At 69.1% G+C, this 17536-nt stretch carries 8 protein-coding genes; 3 read left to right on the forward strand and 5 right to left on the reverse strand.

All coding sequences use genetic code 11. The annotated features are described in order from the left end of the window. Positions 1-7 precede the first annotated feature (7 nt). From ABZZ79_RS20550 to ABZZ79_RS20565, 4 genes are read right to left on the reverse strand one after another with little or no spacing between them, the layout of a single operon-like run. Positions 8-1846, reverse strand: coding sequence for a DUF1998 domain-containing protein (locus tag ABZZ79_RS20550; protein ID WP_356690682.1), 1839 nt, complete (start codon positions 1844-1846; stop codon positions 8-10). Beyond that, positions 1843-5097 (reverse strand): helicase-related protein, encoded by a 3255-nt coding sequence (locus ABZZ79_RS20555; protein ID WP_356690684.1) that lies wholly within the window; start codon positions 5095-5097, stop codon positions 1843-1845. Before ABZZ79_RS20555 ends, ABZZ79_RS20550 begins: the two co-directional genes overlap by 4 nt. Then, entirely contained in the window at positions 5094-7007 is a 1914-nt protein-coding gene (locus ABZZ79_RS20560; protein ID WP_356690686.1) for a UvrD-helicase domain-containing protein, read from the reverse strand. The genes ABZZ79_RS20555 and ABZZ79_RS20560 overlap by 4 nt, the downstream gene beginning before the upstream one ends. Beyond that, entirely contained in the window at positions 7004-11764 is a 4761-nt protein-coding gene (locus ABZZ79_RS20565) for a DEAD/DEAH box helicase family protein (RefSeq protein ID WP_356690688.1), read from the reverse strand. The genes ABZZ79_RS20560 and ABZZ79_RS20565 overlap by 4 nt, the downstream gene beginning before the upstream one ends. A 581-nt stretch (positions 11765-12345) precedes the next feature. Here ABZZ79_RS20565 and ABZZ79_RS20570 point away from each other — a divergent pair. Genes ABZZ79_RS20570 through ABZZ79_RS20580 form a run of 3 tightly spaced genes read left to right on the forward strand, consistent with a single transcriptional unit; the run spans position 12346 to position 16342 of the window. After that, positions 12346-14466, forward strand: coding sequence for a helix-turn-helix transcriptional regulator (locus ABZZ79_RS20570; RefSeq protein WP_356690805.1), 2121 nt, complete (start codon positions 12346-12348; stop codon positions 14464-14466). Positions 14467-14471: 5 nt separating this feature from the next. After that, a complete protein-coding gene (locus tag ABZZ79_RS20575; protein ID WP_356690690.1) occupies positions 14472-15464 on the forward strand; it encodes a hypothetical protein in 993 nt (330 codons plus the stop codon). After that, positions 15461-16342: a DUF6339 family protein gene (locus tag ABZZ79_RS20580; RefSeq protein ID WP_356690692.1), complete on the forward strand. Its 882-nt coding sequence runs from the start codon at positions 15461-15463 to the stop codon at positions 16340-16342. Before ABZZ79_RS20575 ends, ABZZ79_RS20580 begins: the two co-directional genes overlap by 4 nt. Positions 16343-16350: 8 nt before the next feature. On the opposite strand, the gene ABZZ79_RS20585 is transcribed toward ABZZ79_RS20580, so the two are convergent. Further along, a complete protein-coding gene (locus ABZZ79_RS20585) occupies positions 16351-17514 on the reverse strand; it encodes a DNA cytosine methyltransferase (protein ID WP_356690694.1) in 1164 nt (387 codons plus the stop codon). Between the last annotated feature and the right edge of the window lie 22 nt (positions 17515-17536).

The raw sequence follows: 17536 nt of genomic DNA on the forward strand, positions 1-17536 counted from the left end.
CACGACGTCAGCGTATGTGCGAGAAGAACCCCAATTGGGGCTCGTTCGGGGTGCCGATCAACAGCGCCCGGTCGAGCAGGATGTTGTTGTGCTCGCAGCTCGTCTCGGGGAGCATCGCGCAGGCGTGGCAAGCGGCCAGGTTCGCGCCCGCGGACCGGGCCTCGACGCACAGGGGGTCGGCCGAGCACCACGTTGCGCGCCGCAGCGCCGAGAGCAGTGCCGCACCGAGGCGCTTGGGTTCGCCCTGGGCCACCACACCACCGAGGCTGCCGGCGGAGTCGCTGGTCGCCGTGTAGACGAGGAGCCCGGCCATGCCGGCGTCCGTGTACAGGCGCTCGCGGAGTGCTGCGGCCGGGTAACCGGCCTCCAGGCTCCACTCGTTGATCAGCACGTGCGCCAGGGTGTGAAGCAGCACCATACGGGGCGTCGCCGGGGACGGGGGCACCTCGGCGGGATCGGTGGCCCGTTCGCGCAGCATGCGCTCGTGGTTGGTGCGCATGCGCTCCACACGGGCCGCCACCGCGACCGACCGCGCCCAGTCGTCCAGGCGGTCCTCGTCGAGGCGGACGAAGACGCCCTCGCCGCGCACTTCCATCGCGGGGAGCCAGTCGGTCGGCGTCAGGGACAGCGCGGCCTCGTGGCCCTCGGAACTGGACTCCGGATCCGCGATGCGCGTGAACGCCTTGAGTGCCCGCACCTCGCGCAGACGCTTCACCAGCATCGGCCTCCGCAGACCGAACGCGGCGAGTTCTCCGGGGTCCGAGACCGGCGGTTCGCACACGAACTGTTCCTCCCGCCCTTTGTCCCGCAGGGCGTTGCCCGCGCACAGCCGCTCGTACTCCTGGCGCCGAAGCGCCTGGTAACGGCTCGCCGCGGCTGTGTTCCCGGCGCTCTCCTCGGTCGGATCCTCCGCCTGCTCCGCGTCCAGCAGTGCCATGACGGCGTCGACCGAGATCGAGTCTTCGCCCCTGAACGCTCCCTTGAGGTAGATCTCGATCTCCGTGCGGGACGAATAGGCGCGCAGGTTCTCCCAGTGCTCCGCGAGTCGGTCGGCCAGACCGTCGCTCCATGGCGGGATGGACAACGCCGACTTCAGTACCGGCTGCCAGACCGCCGACGAACCGCGCTGGAGCGTACGGGGCGCCTGTGCGCAGTGCTCGGCGGGCACGTCCTTGAGCCAGGGCCGCTTGCCCTCGCAGCGCACGCCGAGGTCGGACAGGGCAGAGCGGCGGAAGGCCCCCTCCATGGACACCTCCGGCACCCCACAGCCGCACGAGATGAGGATGGAGCGCAGCGAGGCGCTCTGACCGGAGAACCGCATGCTCATCTCGCCGCCGCAGTGACCCTTGGCGCCGTCGTCGCGGTTCCGACGGTGCAGCCACTTCCAGTAGGGGAAGTCGTCCAGGTGCCCGTCTTCGCACGCCATGACGAAGCGGGACGGTACGAGCGGCTCGTCGTCGCAGTCAGTGCAGACGTTCCTGCCCGGGGGTGGGTTGAAGCCTCGCACGTGCTGGAGGGACAGACACTTCGGGCACGAGTGCCACAGCGGGAAACGCCGTACACGCACCCCGTCCTTGCTCGTGTCCTCCGAGGCCGGGGGCAGCCGGAAATGGTTCACCCCCAGGACCCGGGCCAGACGGTGCTCGTGGACGATCGGGGCCTCGTCGAGGGGCCAGCTCCGGTAGGCGTCGTCGATACCGGAGACGATGAACGACTCGTTGTCGACGGCGATCAGCGACCCGACCCCGTACGTGGTGATCATCTGGGAGCGCCGGACCGAGCCGCGGCGGGGGAGGGCGAGTCGAGGTGCGGCCGAGCCGCGGCGGCGCTCGCGGGGCGGGGTCATCGGGAAGCCTCCAGGAAGAGAGCGGACTCGGCGTCGACATCGCGCAGACTCCACAGGGTGGGCCAGGCGTCACTGTCCGACTCGTCGTCGTACGGCTTGAGCAGCGCGGGGGCGGGATTGCCGCGGACCGGCTTGTACAACAGACCGCCGTGTCCGTCCGCCATTGCCCGCCACCAGTCGACGAACTCGTCGAAGGCGTCGGAGGTGTCGCTCAGCTCCTCGCCGCAGATCTCGGACACGCGATTCGTCAGGATGGGCTTGATCTCCGTGTACAGGCGATCCACGTACGCGTGGATTCGGCCGGCGGCGTCGTTCTCCCGTGCCTCGGGGATGAGGATGCGAGCCAGGGCCACCACCACGGCATGCAGACCGCGGTCACGGGATCGGGCGGAGAACGGCGTGACGGAGGTCGACTCCACCTCGCGGTAGAGCGCGGAGTGGAAGTGCAGGAAGCCCTCGTAGTGCGAGCGGTCACGCGGCCGGGCCGAGTTCAGCATCACGGCCACCAGGCCGGGATGGGCACGGCCGACGCGGCTGGTGGCCTGGATGTACTCGGCCGTGGTCTGGGGCTGCCCCATCACCGCCATCAGGCCGAGGCGGTCCACGTCCACGCCTACGGCGATCATGTTGGTGGCCAGGAGGACATCGCGGACGTCGGGATCCGGGAGCCTCTTCTCGATCTCCTTGAGCCGGGCCGGGACGAGGCTCGCATCCACTCGACTCGTCAGCTCCGAGTAGCGGTTGGAGACACGTACCTCGGTGCCGTCTCGGTCGGCGAGCAGCCGCAGGTAGTCCTCGACGTCGTCGTTCACCTGGAGCTCGGCCGCCGACAGCAGCCGGAGGCTGTTGAAGTAGCCGACCAACGTCCAGTACGCGTCCCGGACCTCGTCGCTGGTGTCCGCGCACATGGCCTGGTGCAGCAGGGCCGCGTACGTGCGGATGAGGAGGGTCGACTGGCTGGTGCCGGGGGCCAGCAGACCGACGTAGCGGCGACTGGCCTTGGTCCTGCGGTCGGTCTCCACGGCGAACCAGGAGTCCCGGGCGTCCAGCCCGGCCGGCGGGAACTGGCGTACGTCCCGGTCGAAGAGGTTGCGTCCCTGGTCGGAGGCGCGGCGGATGGTTGCCGTGGAGGCGATCACCTTCGGTCGGTCCGCGAGCACGTCCACAGCGGTCTCGTACAGGCCGGTCAGGGTGCCCAACGGTCCTGAGATCAGGTGGAGTTCGTCCTGGACGATCAGTTCCGGGGGCGGGGTCGCGTCACCGGGGCGGTCCCGGTTGAAGAGTGCGGCGGTCTCCTCGCGCCATGGCATGGAGGCGAACTTGTCGACCGTCGCGATGACCAGGGTGGGACGGGCCTTGTAGACGGTCTCGTCCACCAGGTGCACGGGAAGGCCGGAGGCGAAGTCGCAGTCGGAGCCGGGACACCGGACGTCCATGCGGACGTCGTCCTCGTCCACGGCGTAATTGTGGGCGTCCAGCGCCGTGCCGCACCACGGACAGGCGTGGAGCTGCACCGGGTTCTCCGTCTGCAGGTTCTGCCCCCCGCGTAGTTTCAGCAGCTTCTCACCGGCCGTCTTCAGGTCGTTCGGTGTGGCCGATCTGCCGACCCACATTCCGATGGAGACGCCTTCGTGGCCCAGGCGCTCGGGGTTCGCCCGCCGCATCGACTCCATCGCGCAGATGAGGATCGTGGCACGCTCGAACTGCTGGAGGGTGAGCAGACGCAGCGTGTACCGCATGAGCACGGTGACCCCACCTCCGTCGGCGCCTCGGCGCAGCCGGCGCAGGAACGTGGTGAAGGCGATCAGGCCGAGGTAGGCCTCGGTCTTGCCGCCGCCGGTGGGGAACCAGAGCAGGTCGGAGATCTTGCGATCGGGGTGCTTCGGGTCGTCGATGCCGCTGAGACAGAGGAGCATGAACGCGATCTGGAACGGTCGCCAGCGCTGGGCCGAGAGGTCGAGGTCCGCTCTGCGGCCGCCTTTCACCCAGGCGCTGCGCGCACGCTGCTCGGCCATGGCCCGGTTGGCCAGTCGGAAGGCCTCCATGGCGTCCGGCTTCTCCGTCAGGATCCTGATGCCCTCTCGCATCCGACCGAGGGCCTCCCTGCAGGCGTCGAGCTGTACGTGCGCGGCCCCCTCGTAGGGGGTTCCGGCGAGCGTGGCCGCGTCCGAGGCCTTGGCCTCGATCCACTGCTCGTAGCCGAGGGCCAGTCCGCGCAACGCGGCGAACACCTCGGCGGCGGGGCGCTCGGCGAGGCCGAGCATGCCGAGGGCCGAGCTGCCGAGCGCTCTTTCGATCTCCGGGTTGGAGTCGGTCAGCAGCACCTCGTGCGTGGGCAGGAACTCGGTGCGGATCTCGCAGATCGCGGCACGCACTATCTCGGTCAGACCGACCGGAGGGGGAGTCCAGTCCCAGTGCGCGGAGCAGCCGTGACCCACCGCGAAGGTGGGGGCGTGGCGGTGCAGCAGGCGGCTCGTGGCCAACTCGATGTCGTCGGGGGACACATCGGGAGCGCGCTCGACGAAGGCGGACGCGCCGTCGACCGCCCGGACCCGCAGAACAGGCTGGAACAGGGCGAACGCGTCCTGGAGTTCCCGCTCGCCGACGACCTGGGCGTTGATCAACGTCACGGTGACGGTCACCGTGCCGGAGGTCACGTCCGCAGGTCGTACGAGGATGTGCAGCTCCACCTTGTCGCGGACGAGTTCCTCCTTACGGGCCCCGGGCCGCACGACGTCGATCGGCGTCTCCGGCAGCTCCAGTTCCCGGCGTCGCCAGTGCTCACGCTGGCCGACCGTGGTCCTGGCCTCCGCCCGCCGGGCCGACACCGTGCGGCCCTCGGAGTCGACAGGGATGTACACGGCGGCTCGCGTGGAGACCACGATCTCGGAGGCGATACCGGGGTCGACGGCGAAAGTGAGACCCATGGTCGACGGGCGGCGATCCCCGGACGCCGGCGGCTCGAAGGAGGCCCCGGTGTCGTCGGACCTGTCGTCGCCGAGCAGTGGGTGCTCGTCCAGGCCCTCCTCCTCGGCTGCGTCCTCCTTCTGCCGAAGCCGGGCCTCGGCATCGGCGGCTCGGGGGAACAGCACCCCGATGGGATAGCGAGTGATCGGAGCGTCCTGGGTGAGGACCTCGACCGCGTCGTCCCCCGCCTCGGCGTCCGGTCCCAGAAGCTCGCGCCGCAAGCGGGCCACGATCTCCTCCCGGACCCGGTAGTGCTCGGCGTGCGCACCGGTGGTCTGCGTCATGCCTCTTCCTCCCCGGCGCGTCCGCCGCGTCGATACCTTCCGATTCCCGTGATTCGAGGGGCTGTCCACACCCCATGGCCGCCGAGTCCCGCATTGGCGGCGGCTGCCGAGCTGCCCGCGACCGTCTCCAGGGTGTCCACCCGCAGACCGACGATCTCGGACGGCCAGCTGACGTCCCACGAGCGTGAGATCGTCTCCACGGCGTGCAGGTCCCTGCGGAAGCGCTCGGACGCCTCGCCGATCACGCGGTCGCCGTGGACCAGGTCGTACGGCGGGCTCTGGTCGGGGCCGGCAGGGAGCGCGTGGCGCATCCGCAGCGTCACCGTGTCGCCCGGACGCACCTGGTCGAGCAGGTAGGTCTGCGTCTCGGCGGCGGACAGGTTCGGGCCGTCCGAGCCCGGAGGGTGATCCCGATGTACGTCTCCCGCGATCACCTGCACGCCGTACCGCTCGTGCTTCCGCCAACCGCCCACATACCAACGCCCGGTGGGGCGGTGGCGCCGTATGCGGGAGGTGTCGGGTCCGGTCACGTGGTAGATGTCCTCGCGGGCGCGCGTCATGGCGACGTAGAGCGCCCGCGCCTCGGCGGGCACGTCGAGGGTCTCGTGTGCCTTGCGCAGCTCGGCGACGGTCGGGGGAACCGGCAGCAGCACCCGGTCGTACTCCAGACCCTTGGCCCGGTGCACCGTCGAGACGATCAACCGTGCCGGCTCCGGGTCGGCCAGCTCGTCGGGGAACCGCCCCTGGGCGACGAGACGGCCGACGGCGGCGACGTCGACGAGTCCGCGGCCGGTGCGGCGGGTGGCGGCACGCAACGACCGCCAGCACCGTTGGGGATCCACACCGGCGGGCAGCGGAACACTCCTGAGCAGTTCCAGGAAGCGGGACTCCGTGAGCGTCGCGGTCTCGGCGTGGCGGAGCAGCTCGGCGACCCAGTAGGGCACGGACCGGTCCTGCAGCGAGCGCTTCAGCGCGTGCTCCACCCCGTGCTCATGCAGCAACTCGGAGACGGCGAGAGCCTGTCGGTTGTCGCGGGTCAGGATCGCGCAGGTGTCGGGATACGCCTTCAGTGTCGTCAGAGTGAACTCGTCGGTGAGGTCGCCGAGACCGGGCAGGTCGAGCAACCGGTCACGCAACTCGGCATGGAGCGCCGTGGCGGCGACCTCCTGGTCGGCGGTCGAGTCGGCCAGGCTCCGCAGACGGGGGCCGAGAACGAGGGCTGTGCGTGCCTCGGCGCTCCTCGCCCGGAAGTTGTGGGTCAGTTCGCGTTCGACGAGGTCGTCGTAGGACGTCCGCAGCCAGACGAGGAACCTGTCCGTCTCCCCCGCTCGCTCCGTAGCGTCCTCGATCTGGAAGCCGTAGATGCCCTGTGCGGAGTCGCCGACCACGGTAAATCCGCACGAGCGCTGAAAGCGGTCGAGCAGGGTCTCGACCAGGTCTCGACGATCGCCCACCAGGTCCTGCGCCTCGTCGATCACCACGTGCGAGGGCGCGCCGAGTTCTCCGGCCTCCACAGCGCCGTTCATGATCGCGTCCGTGGCCGCGCGGATGCGTTCGTCGAAGCTGCGGGCAGCCCAGTCCTCGTCGGGGTAGGCCGTCACGAGCAGCTGATACGCCCATGCGTCGAAGGTCTGGACTCGCACCCTGCGGGCCCGGTCGCCGTGTCGGGCGATCCGGTCCCGCAGTTCGCGGACGGCGGCGCGGGAGAAACTGAGGACGAGTAACTCGCTCGCCTCCAGCGCCTCCTCGGGATGCTCGCGGCCCACCAGGGCGTCGAGGCGGCGTACCACCGTATGGGTCTTGCCGGAACCGGCTCCCGCGGTGACGAGGAGGCGGGTGTCCCAGGGGAGGTCGACGACGGCCCGCTGCTCCTCGGTGAGCGGAGGGCTGTCGTCGTAGGAGTCGGTCACTTGCTGCTCCACAGATGCTCGAACTGGGTGAAGGCCAGGGCGGTGTCGAAGTTCTGGATGTTGTCCTCGACGTTGAGGATCAGGCAGGTCTCCTTGCCACCGTTGAGGGGGCCGCGCAGGCCGCGCCCGATCATCTGCTGATAGACGTTGGGGCTGTACACCGGCCGCGCGACGACGACCGCTCGGGTGGCGGGAGCGTCGAAGCCCTGGGTGAGGACGCCGTAGTTGGTGAGGACGCGGGTGCGGCCCGCCCGGAAGTCGTCGATACGGCGGCGGCGGTCGCTGGCCGACGTGGTGGAGTCGACCGCGGAGGCGGAGATGTTCCGGTCGCGGAGCTTTGCCGCCAAGTACTTGGCGTGGTCGACCGAGGTCGCGAACACCAGCACCGGCCAGCTGTCGTGCATGCCCGAGATCTCGTCCAGGATGCGGGCGTTACGGTCCTGGTCGCCGGCCAGCCGCTGTTCCGCCGCGCGGGACAGCATGCTCAGCTGTTCGGCCCGCTGCTTCTCCTCGGGCTTCAGAGTGATCGTTCCGCCCTGCAGGATCCGGTGCTCCACCTGCGCCAGCATGCCGAGTCGCTGCAGCTCGCCGTACGCGTCGCCGTCGGGGAAGACGCCGTCGTCAAGACGTCGGCCACCGAAACGGTTGATAAGACGGCGCGTCTCGTCCTGGTTGGTGTTGCGGAACGGCGTCGCGGTGAGTCCGAGGAGATGACGGTCGGTGCGGGAGGCCGTCAGACCCAGATGCGCAAGGATCTCGGTGTAGCGGGGCGTGATGGCGGTGTGTGCCTCGTCGACGATGACGAGGGCGGCGTTCCGGAGCCAGGCGTAGGAGTCGGCGGCAAGACAGTTCTGCTGCTGGAGTTTGGCATCCGTCGCGACGACCAGCTGCGGTCGATCCGTGACAGGGCCCGCCTCGTTCGAGGACCAGAGCCGATTGATCGCCAACGGGGTCTCGGCACCGACCTTCTCCCAGACGAACTTCCAGCTCTGCACGGCCTGTTCGCACAACTCCTCGGTCTGGGCGATCCACAGGATCGGGCCTTCGAGCCGGCCGACCTGCTTCGCCCAACGGATCACCGCCTCGGCTGTGACTCGCGTCTTGCCCGCACCGGTCGGCAGGGACAGCATGCCGCGCTGGGGGACGATGCGATCCAGCATCGTGAAGACGTTGGCCGCCAGCCGCTCCTGGTAGTCGTGCAGGCGCGGGAAGTGCCGCGGTCCGTCGACGTCGATCCGCGGCTCCAAGGAGGGCGCCCGGAATCCGGCGAAGGCGTCCGGGAAACGGAGGTCCGCCACGAACGCCACCGCCGTGGAGGCCCCCGTGAAGGACGTGGGCGCGTGGCTCGGGTAGAAGTTCTGCAGGTCGCGGGCGTGCACCTGGAGAATGCCGTCCCCGTGCGCGTTGAACGCCATCTGCGCGATGCGAAAGCCCTCGGGCTCGGCCCCGCCGTTCTCCGCGCGCTCACCGTCCATCAGGCCCGCCGGCAGTCGGTCCCGCAGCGCCTCTGCCCCCAGCAGCAGGAGGAGCTTGTCCACGACGTCGTCGGCCTCACGTACGGCCTTCAGCGCATCCTTGACCTTCTGGTCCTCCTCCTGGCGCCGCTGAGCCTCCAGGACCTGCCGGCAGCCGGACTCGCCCATTCGCCAGTGGAGTTCACGGTCGACGGCCACCAGCGCTTCGAGCGCTGTGGCAGGTTCGAGCACGAGGATCACCGATCCCTGCACGCTGCTGTTCAGCGTCCTGGGCTTCATGCCGTTGGGTGAGCGCGTCACCTCTTCGAGCACCTTGCACCGCTGCAGGGTGTACTGGTCGACCTTGGAGCCGTGCATCTGACGCAGCGCGGGGTAGGCCTCCTTGAGCGGGACCGACTCACCTGCGGCCTCGTAGCGGGTCTCGCGGCTGATCACGTCGGCGTAGGGCAGCATGCCCCACTGCTTGACGAGCAGCTCCGCGTCCGCCGGTGACGCCGTGAGCAGGGCGGGCAGCCGCTCGGCGCGCAGGGCCCGGTACTCCTCCTGCGACGCGGCGACGGCGATCTCGCCGTCGGGGCGCACACCCCATTCGTCGCCGATGCGGCACCGGGTGAGCGTGTCCTCGGGGAAGGTCACCTCCAAGCGGGTCAGCAACACGTACGTGTTGCCGACGAAGACGTCGTCCTCGCTGTCCTGGAGCTTGTCCTGGAGCTGCTTCCAGAAGGAGTCGGGCACCTCCTCGACGGTTGCGGCGAGGCGCAGCTTGCGGGCTTTCTCGGCGCTGATCTCCGCCACCGGCAGCACGTCGCTGTAGGCGGTGAGCTGGGGACCGACCGCCTCGCCGATCGGACGCAGGCCCTGCGAGGTCGAAACGAGGCCGTGACGGTTGAGCATCCAGCGCACGGGCGAGGCGATGGGCCGGCGCGTGCCGACCTGTGCCCCGACCTGCAAGGTCCAGTTGTCGATGAGGGCGTCCTCGGGCAGCGCCTTCAGAAACCTCGCGCGGGCCACGTCCGAGAGCACGGGGAGCAGGCGCAGCGGGCCGCCGACCGCCGCGCCCTCCAGCTTGATCCGGGCGAGCGTCGGGCGGGCCGCCTGGTTCGGCAGGATGGCGCAGTACTCCTTGTGGACGACCTCCCGGTACTGCTCGAACCACGACTCCTCCTCGGGGCGGTGTCCCCCTGTGGGTCGGTCGCGCAGTCCCACCTCACGGAAGAACGCCATGTCGTCGGAGTGGAAGCGGACGTCGACGGTGAGTGCGGGGTCCGACTCCGGCGTCACGACCGGACCGGGCAGCAGACAGTCCCGCATGGGCCGGAAGTGCCCTTCGGAGGTTCGCACGCACAACGTGGACAGCGGCACCGGCACGCGGTGGACGACCTCGTGCGACAGCCGGTCGCTGCCGGCCTGGTGGAACAGCTCCCAGAAGCGTGTCCATTCCTGCGGGCCGTACGAGGTGAAGCCCTGGTCGAGGACGCTGATGAAGCGGCCTCGGACGTCGGCCTCACGGATTTCGAGCACGGTCAGAGCGCTCGCGAGCGACGGGTCGTCGGACAGGGCGCCGTCGACGTAGACGAGCGACTCGCGCAGCCCGTCCTGGTCGGTGCGGCGGAACACCTTGCCGACGACGGGGGCCACCATGCCGTGCTCCTCGGTCAGCACGACCCGTGCCTCCCGTGCCGCGTCCGCGAACGGCGAGGACGACTGGATCATGTCGGCGACGATGCGGATCGCGGTGGCGGACGCCTCGGCGGTGCCGTCGGCGACGAGCGCCTCCAACCACTCGCGGACGGAGGCGCGTTCACGCTTTGCGGCCTTGAGAATGTGCTCCACCTTGCCGGAGCGGAGGTCGGTTGCCTCCACGGAGGGGTGCAGCCAGTTCGCGGGTCGGCCGGGAAAGGCGTTCCACAGGGTCAGCCAGCGGACCAACGACTTGTTGTCCTTGCCGAGCGACGGGTGGATGTTGAGGTCGCGAGGCACCCGCAGCCGGCCGTCCTGGTCCGGCAGCGACGGTTCGTGGGCGGTGGCCTCCCAGATCCGCTCGGTGAGGTAGCGGTCGGCCCAACTGACCGTCTCGGACTCGCGGGAACGTCCGGGAAGGAGCGGAAGGTACGCCGCCGGGTCCTCGGCGGGAGCCAGCTCGGGCAGCGACTTCACCACGAGTCGGGCGCCCACCCGGATCATCTCCTGGTTGAACGGGGAGGAGTCCAGCAGGTTCTGACGGTCCTCGTTGGTCTTCCAGGCGCCGTTGAGGATGCCGCTCAGCGTCATCTCGTACTTGGTCGGGAAGAAGGACCAGAATCGTCCACGGCCGCTCTGGTAGGAGAGCAGACCGGTCTTGGTGTCCTTCGTGTACTCGGGCACGGCCCAGGAGATGTCGAGTGAGACCCGGTCGTGCAGCTCGCCCGCGCTGGAACGGGCGGCGGCGGTCGGTTCGTGGCGATGGGTGAAAACCCGCCAGCTGCTGGCCGAAGGGTGCCTGCCGGGGCGCTCCTCCCGTACGGTGTGCAGCTCCCGGTTCCCTTCGACGGTCAGAGTCCGGCGCACGACGGGGCGGGGGCGACGGTCCTCGAGGATCACCTTGGCGACGTGCGGCGAGAAGAGCTGGAACCCGACTGGAAACTCCTCGCGGGCGCCGGCCGACGGTCCGCCGTGCATGTCCTGGCCCAGTCGATCGGGGGCGCCCGCGAGCAGCGGAAGCCGGACGACCGTGGTGGCCCAGCCCAGAAGTTCGTCGAGGACGGGATCGACCGCCCGCTCGGCCGCCTCGTCCAGCGGGCGCGCCATACGGAGCACGGGGGTCTCGAACTCTTCGCCGAGCCGGGCCGTGACCTCGGCGACGGAGCGGATCTTCTCGTGGGACCAGGCGCGGTCGAAGCCGAAGGAGCCGGTGCTGCTGAAGAACTGCGGGGCGTCGGTCACGACGAGGACGGACTTCACACCCACGCCGAACCGACCGATCTGACCACCGCGCTTGCGCGACATGCTCATCCGGAGAATGGTCTCGGCGCCTTCCGGGCTGACCGGTGTCCCCTCGTTGGCGCAGTAGAGATGGGTGTCCGTGAGGACGGCATGGACGCAGCCGCCGGGATGGGCCGCAATTTCGTCCGCGGCGTTCTGCACGAGTTCGAACAGTTGCCGGTCGCCGTATCCGCCCTGCGCGATCCGCCTTTCTCCGTTCGCGTGCTCAGGAATGAGTCCGGGATCGACGGCGTACGTCCTCAGCACACGAGAGGACTGATCGATCACGGTCTTGAGCACGGGGGTCAGTTCGGGAGACACGGAACTCCGATTCTGGACGACGACCTGGTGTGGGAAGACGGTGCGGACGACGCTGTGTCTGCACAGTGGGACCGATTCGATGGAACGTCAGATCCCGTTTCGTGTACGGGCGATGACACGGACGCGGCTGCTGTGGCAGTGGTTCCGAGTGTTCGCAGCGTAGCCACGGGAGGGGTGATGGTGGGTACCGCTCGGGGTATGGCGATGCAGCACTGTGACCCTGTGTTTCCTGGGTGAGGGAATCGCGGCGGAGAAGGCTCTTGGTGGAATCGGGCGTACCAGCCGATGGGAAAACGGCACACTTCTGCCAAGGCGTCGGAGAATGGTTTCTGCCGATGCGGGTGGGGCCGCTGCCAGGAACGTACCCGGCTGTGTCGAGCGGATGCAAGAGCTAATTCGATAAGGCGTTCACCAGCCGAAGAACTGGACAATCGGGACAATCTGTAGCGATCGCCCCTCGGTCCTCCCCTTCGGGATTCGAGCCCGTGTCAAAGATTGTTTGACGGAACACTTTCTGTCAAACGGCTGGTTAGGATGGGTGCCGTCCGACGCAGTTGAGCAGGACCCGAGAGCAGGTGACCGTGGAAGCAGGCGAGGACTTCGGTCCATGGCTGGCGCGGCAGTTGAAGCTCGCCGACATGACGCAGACCGAGCTGGCGCTGGCCGTCGAGGTGACACGCGCTGCCGTCTCGGCGTGGATCACGGGGCGGGCCACCCCTCGGCCCGAGACGATCGAACGCATCGCCCTGGCCCTGAACACCGACCTGGCCACGGTGCACACCCGCACGACCGACACCCAGGCCGGCCTGCCGGTCGGCTGGTATCACCGTCCCGGACACGCTGACGGAGGACGGGAGTTGGGGAATGCCGCAGCGTTCGCCTTCGACGCCGACGTCTCGGTGCTGGCGCGCGAGACCTGCCAGAACAGCCTGGACGAGCGGCTGACGGCCAATGGGCAGCCGGTGCGCGTGCGTTACACCCTGCACGAACTGACAGGGGAGGCGCTCGCCCGCTTTCGTGAGGCGATCCAGTGGGACGACCTCTACCCGCACTACGAGGCGGCACGCGCGCAGAACCAGAAGGTCGGCCGGGTGATCGACGCCGGGCTTCGTGACATGTACGAGCGCGATCGTCTGGTGTTGTTGCGGGTGGACGACTACAACGCGGCGGGTCTGACCGGCGACGACTACAGGGACGGGCGCTTCGCGGCGGTGGTGCGGCGCCAGCTCGACAGTCACAAGTCCGGCAGTTCCGCAGGCGGTTCGTACGGCCTGGGGAAGGCCACCCTCTGGGCCACGAGTCGATTGGGCCTGGTGCTCATCAACTCCACGCTGTCGCAGGCGCACGAGGGCCGCACCGAGCGTCGGCTCATCGGACGCCTCGATCTGCCGTGGCGGCATGTGGACGGGCAGGACTGCGCCGGGCCGGCATGGCTGGGGCGGCCCGACCCCGATGTGCCGGGAGCCAAGGTGGTGCGCTCCTGGTGGGCGGACGAGGAGATCGTCAAGTCCCTGTATCTGACTCGCGAAAGCAGCGAGCCGGGTACGTCGTTCCTGATCGTCGGAGCCCACGACGTGGCGAGTCTGGCCGACGACAACACCGAGCCCGAGGGCGACGAGAGCGAGGACGACGACACCATCCAGCGGATGCATCGCCGACTTCTGCACGCCCTGGGCAAGAACTTCTGGGCAGCCATGACGGGCGGGGGCGAGCGACTGCCCCTTCTGGAGGCCTCCGTGCGCACTCTGCGCAACGGCAGGGAGATCATCGCGGAGCAACGCGTCGACCCCGCTGCCGTCGAGCCCTCCCGTACGCGTGCCCTCAAGGCCTTCCTGGACGGCACGACCGTCGATCAGCTCACAGAGGCCGGCCAGGTCGCCGCGGCGACCGTGCCGCTCAATCTGCCCGCCCGTGGGGGAGGGCGTACGTCCCTCGGCGAGCACCGAGCCGTGCTCCTGGTGACCGACGCCGTCGACGACGACGTCAGGAAGAATCGTGTCGTGACGATGCGCGGCAACCGCATGATGGTGCGGGAGGCCACTGTTCCCGGCCTGTCGCTGTCGGTCAATCCGTTCCAGGCCGTGCTGCTCGCCGGAGAGGCCGCGGGCCCCACCGCCCCGTTCGCCGCCGAGGCCGAGGAGTTCCTGCGCGCCGCCGAACCCCCGGAGCACAACAAGTGGGGTCAGACGGAGGAGCTGACGCTCACCTACTCGCCTTCGGCTTTCCGGCGGATCAACGCCCTCACGAAGGAGACCAACTTGGCGATCAAGGGGTTGATCGCCCGGCCCAAGAAGGGCCCCAAACAGGGGGGCGGGCGCCTGGCCCGCACGTTGACCGTCGGCGCGACGACGAAGAAGCGGCGGCGGCCGACGGCGGCGACCATGCCCGTGCTGGAGGAACTCGACGCTCAGGTGCTCGACGGCGGTGCCTGGCAGGTGATCGGCGAGATCAAGGTTCCCGCCGGAGGGCAGGACTGGCGTCTGGTGCCGGTGGCCAAGTTCGACGTGCGCTCCGGGCCTCGCCCCAATGTCGGGTGGGCGGAGCTGACGGGACTGGACAACTGCGAGGTGGTGGACGGCACTCTGCGGTTCTCCGACACGGGCACGGCCACGTTTCGTGGGGTGACCGATGCCTCCACGCATGCCGTCCGGACGAGTCTGAGCGGTCTGATCGTCGAACTCCGCACCGGTGAAGGGGAGTAGCTGTCATGAAGCGGTTCCCGTACGCGCGTCTGCGCGGCACGGTCTCACTGCGGGTGGACGCGGCGCGCGTGAAGGCGCCCGAGCAGCCCCGCGAACTGCTCGACTCCCGTGCGCGGTCCGTGATCGAACGTGTCGTCGCTCTCGGTGCGGCGGAGACGGAGGACTGGGAGACGGCCACGCTCACCGTGTCGGCGACCATTCCCTCCAAGGCGACCGAGACGGGTGGGCCGTGGTCGGAGGTCGCGGTGTTCGCCGTGCTGACGGAACGGAGCACCAACACCCGTGTCACCTCTCGGCTCGCTCCCGAGGCGGAGGGTGGCCGCGAATGGCGCGGTGAACTACATGTCCTGCGCTGCGACCTGTACGACCGTGCCGACCTGACGGTTCAGGTCGTCGCGTCCGTCGACGGGACGGCAGGCCGGATCGTGGGGGAAGCGACGGACAACTGGATCGTCGATGTCGGTAGCGACACCCCGACCCGGGAACAGAGCTTCCAGATCAAGGAGGTCGGGTTCGCCAAGGGGCCGCTCTGGCTGCGGAGTTTCAACGACGCCCCATGGATCGTGAACGCGTCGGGGGCGCTGCCCACCGTCCACATCAACACCGACTTCGAGGGCATGACAGACCTCCTGGAAGCCGGAGGGCGGGGTGCCGAGGGCCTGGTCAACGAGATGATGGTGTCCCAGATGGCCGCAGACGTCTGGATCGCCGTGTTCCACTCGGCCATCGGAGACCTGGAGATCGAGGACGACGGCACGCCGCTGTTTCCCTACGGCTGGCAGGGCGAGGTGCTCAGGGAGATGCTCCCTGACGTCGTGCCCGAACGGACACTGGAGGACGGGCTGCGCGAAGTGCACCGTCGACGCGTGGGCGCCACGGGATGGACCGAACTGCAGCCGCGCATCCAGTACGCGGCGATGCGCAGAGCCGAGGTGCCGCGGGCCCTGTCGGAGACCGTACGCGGCCTGGACAAGCTCAATCGTGAGGACGAGGCATGACGGACAAGCCCGACCACCTGCCCGAGTACCTCGCTCGGCTCGCGGACGAGGAGGCGGCGCGGTTCATCACTGACGGGTTGCTGTCCGGGAAGGACAACGTCCCCGCCATCGCCCTCAATCAGTCGACCGAGCCACTGCCGGAGACTCCCCGTCGGCGGCTGCGCGCCGTTCGGGACCTGATCGAAGACGCGATGTACATGCACCGGGACGAGAAGCAGACCCAGGTGGATGCCTGGCTCGCGCCGCGCCTTCATGCGATTCTGCGCCTCACACGAGCCGAGGCGGCGGACCCCGCGCTGTGGAACTACCTGGCCCTGGGCGTCGCGCCCGACTTCGTCGTCCACCGCCATATCTCGGAGACGCGGAGGACCGTCAACGCCCGCTACTTCAAAGGCCCTCACTACAAGCAGGCCTTCGCGCGGCTGTGGTGGTCGGCCGAGCTTTTCCGCAATGGGTCCGACTACGGCCCCGTCGTCGTGGCCTGCGGGAATCAGGACATGCTGAACACGGTGCTGCGGTTGGACGTCATCGACCATCGACCGACCGCGCAGGCGCTGGTCCGGCTGCTGCAGAGCGATGTCGTGCGCACGGGCCGCGAGGCGAATGCCCTGGGCAAGGCCGTCAACGCGGCGGCCGCGACCCTCGTGTACGACGTGATCGCGCCGGACACCCCGCGGGACGCCGACGCCGTACGCAGATGGATCGACGAGGGGGACGAGGGCGGATCCGTGCATCACCGCGCGCTTCCGGACGGGCCGGCCGACGGCAGCGCCCCGGAGGAGTCCGTGCAGCGTCTGACCGATCTCTTCGCGGAGCTGTTCGCGGACGCGCCGGTGCGAGGGAAGGAAGAGAGCGACGAGGACGCGGAGGTGGACTGACCCTCCCCCTACGAGCGATGCGGGGTCCAGGTCCGGAGTGCTTCGATCGCCTGCAGCTTCCGCTCCTCGCCCAGCTCCAGGGCCGTGCACAGGACGTGGACGGCCAGGCGCGGCGGGATCGCGTTGCCGATCTGCTGCGCGATGTCGGAGCCCTGCCAGGGATAAGCGGCGGGGAAGGTCTGCAACAGGCCGGCTTCCTGAAGTGTGAAACGCTCCTGCTCGGGGCCGAGTTCGGGATCGCCGTTCGCGTCGCCCTTGAGGTCGAACACCTTGTTCCGACGCACCTTGCCGGTGACCGTGGCGGACGGCATGTGGCAGGTGCGCAGTCCGCGCTTCTTGGGGTCCCCGCCCGATCCGTAGTTGGAGCGGACGACGAAGTCGGTGGGGCGGGTGTCTCTGAGGGCGTCGCCCATGGAGACCCAGCGCCGCACGGTCGGAGCGTCGAAGAGCGAGCTCTGTTCGGCGGCGTGATCGGGTGTCCGGGGCGCCTGCTCGGGGAGGCGCTCCTCGCCCTTGCGGTAGCGCTGGTGCGTTGCCGCCGGGAACTCCAGGCCTCGACCCGTCCCACCCCGATACCGGGCGATCAGAACCGCCCGGCGTCGCGTCTGTGGCACCCCGTACTCCTCGGTGTGCAGGATGTGGCAGTCCGCGTCGTATCCGAGGGTGCGAAGGATGTCGCGGTACCGCTTCCAGACCGGCAGAACCGTGGGCACCTGCTCCAGGACGACCACCTCGTAGGGCTCCGCCTTGAGCTTCTTCTCGACGATCCAACGCAGAGGCCGGAGGACGAGCCCTGTGCGCTCGTCGGTCCACGACAGCTTCTCGGCTCGAAGGTTCACCACGTCCCAGGCATCCTCCAGGTCCGTGACGCTCTGACTCCGTCCCACCAGCCCGGCGAGATCCATCACCTCGTCGAGGGCCTTGTGCCCCTCTCGATTGCCCGCCACCGAGTACGTTTGGCAGGGCGGACCACCGGTGAGGACACTCGCCGAGGCGACCTCGGGGTCGAGCGGGTTCACCTGGGCGACGTCACGGACCGCGGTGGTGCGCAGCCCTGCGGCCTCGCGGGTGGCGCGGGTCGATTCCTCCCATTCCACGCCGATCGAGGGCACTCCCAGCGCCTCCGCCGCGATGTCCAGACCGCCCGGCCCTGCGAAGAGATCAACAATCACGGGGGGTTTGTCCTGGTTTACA

The organism is Streptomyces sp. NPDC006458 (assembly GCF_040612135.1).
GTDB lineage: Bacteria > Actinomycetota > Actinomycetes > Streptomycetales > Streptomycetaceae > Streptomyces.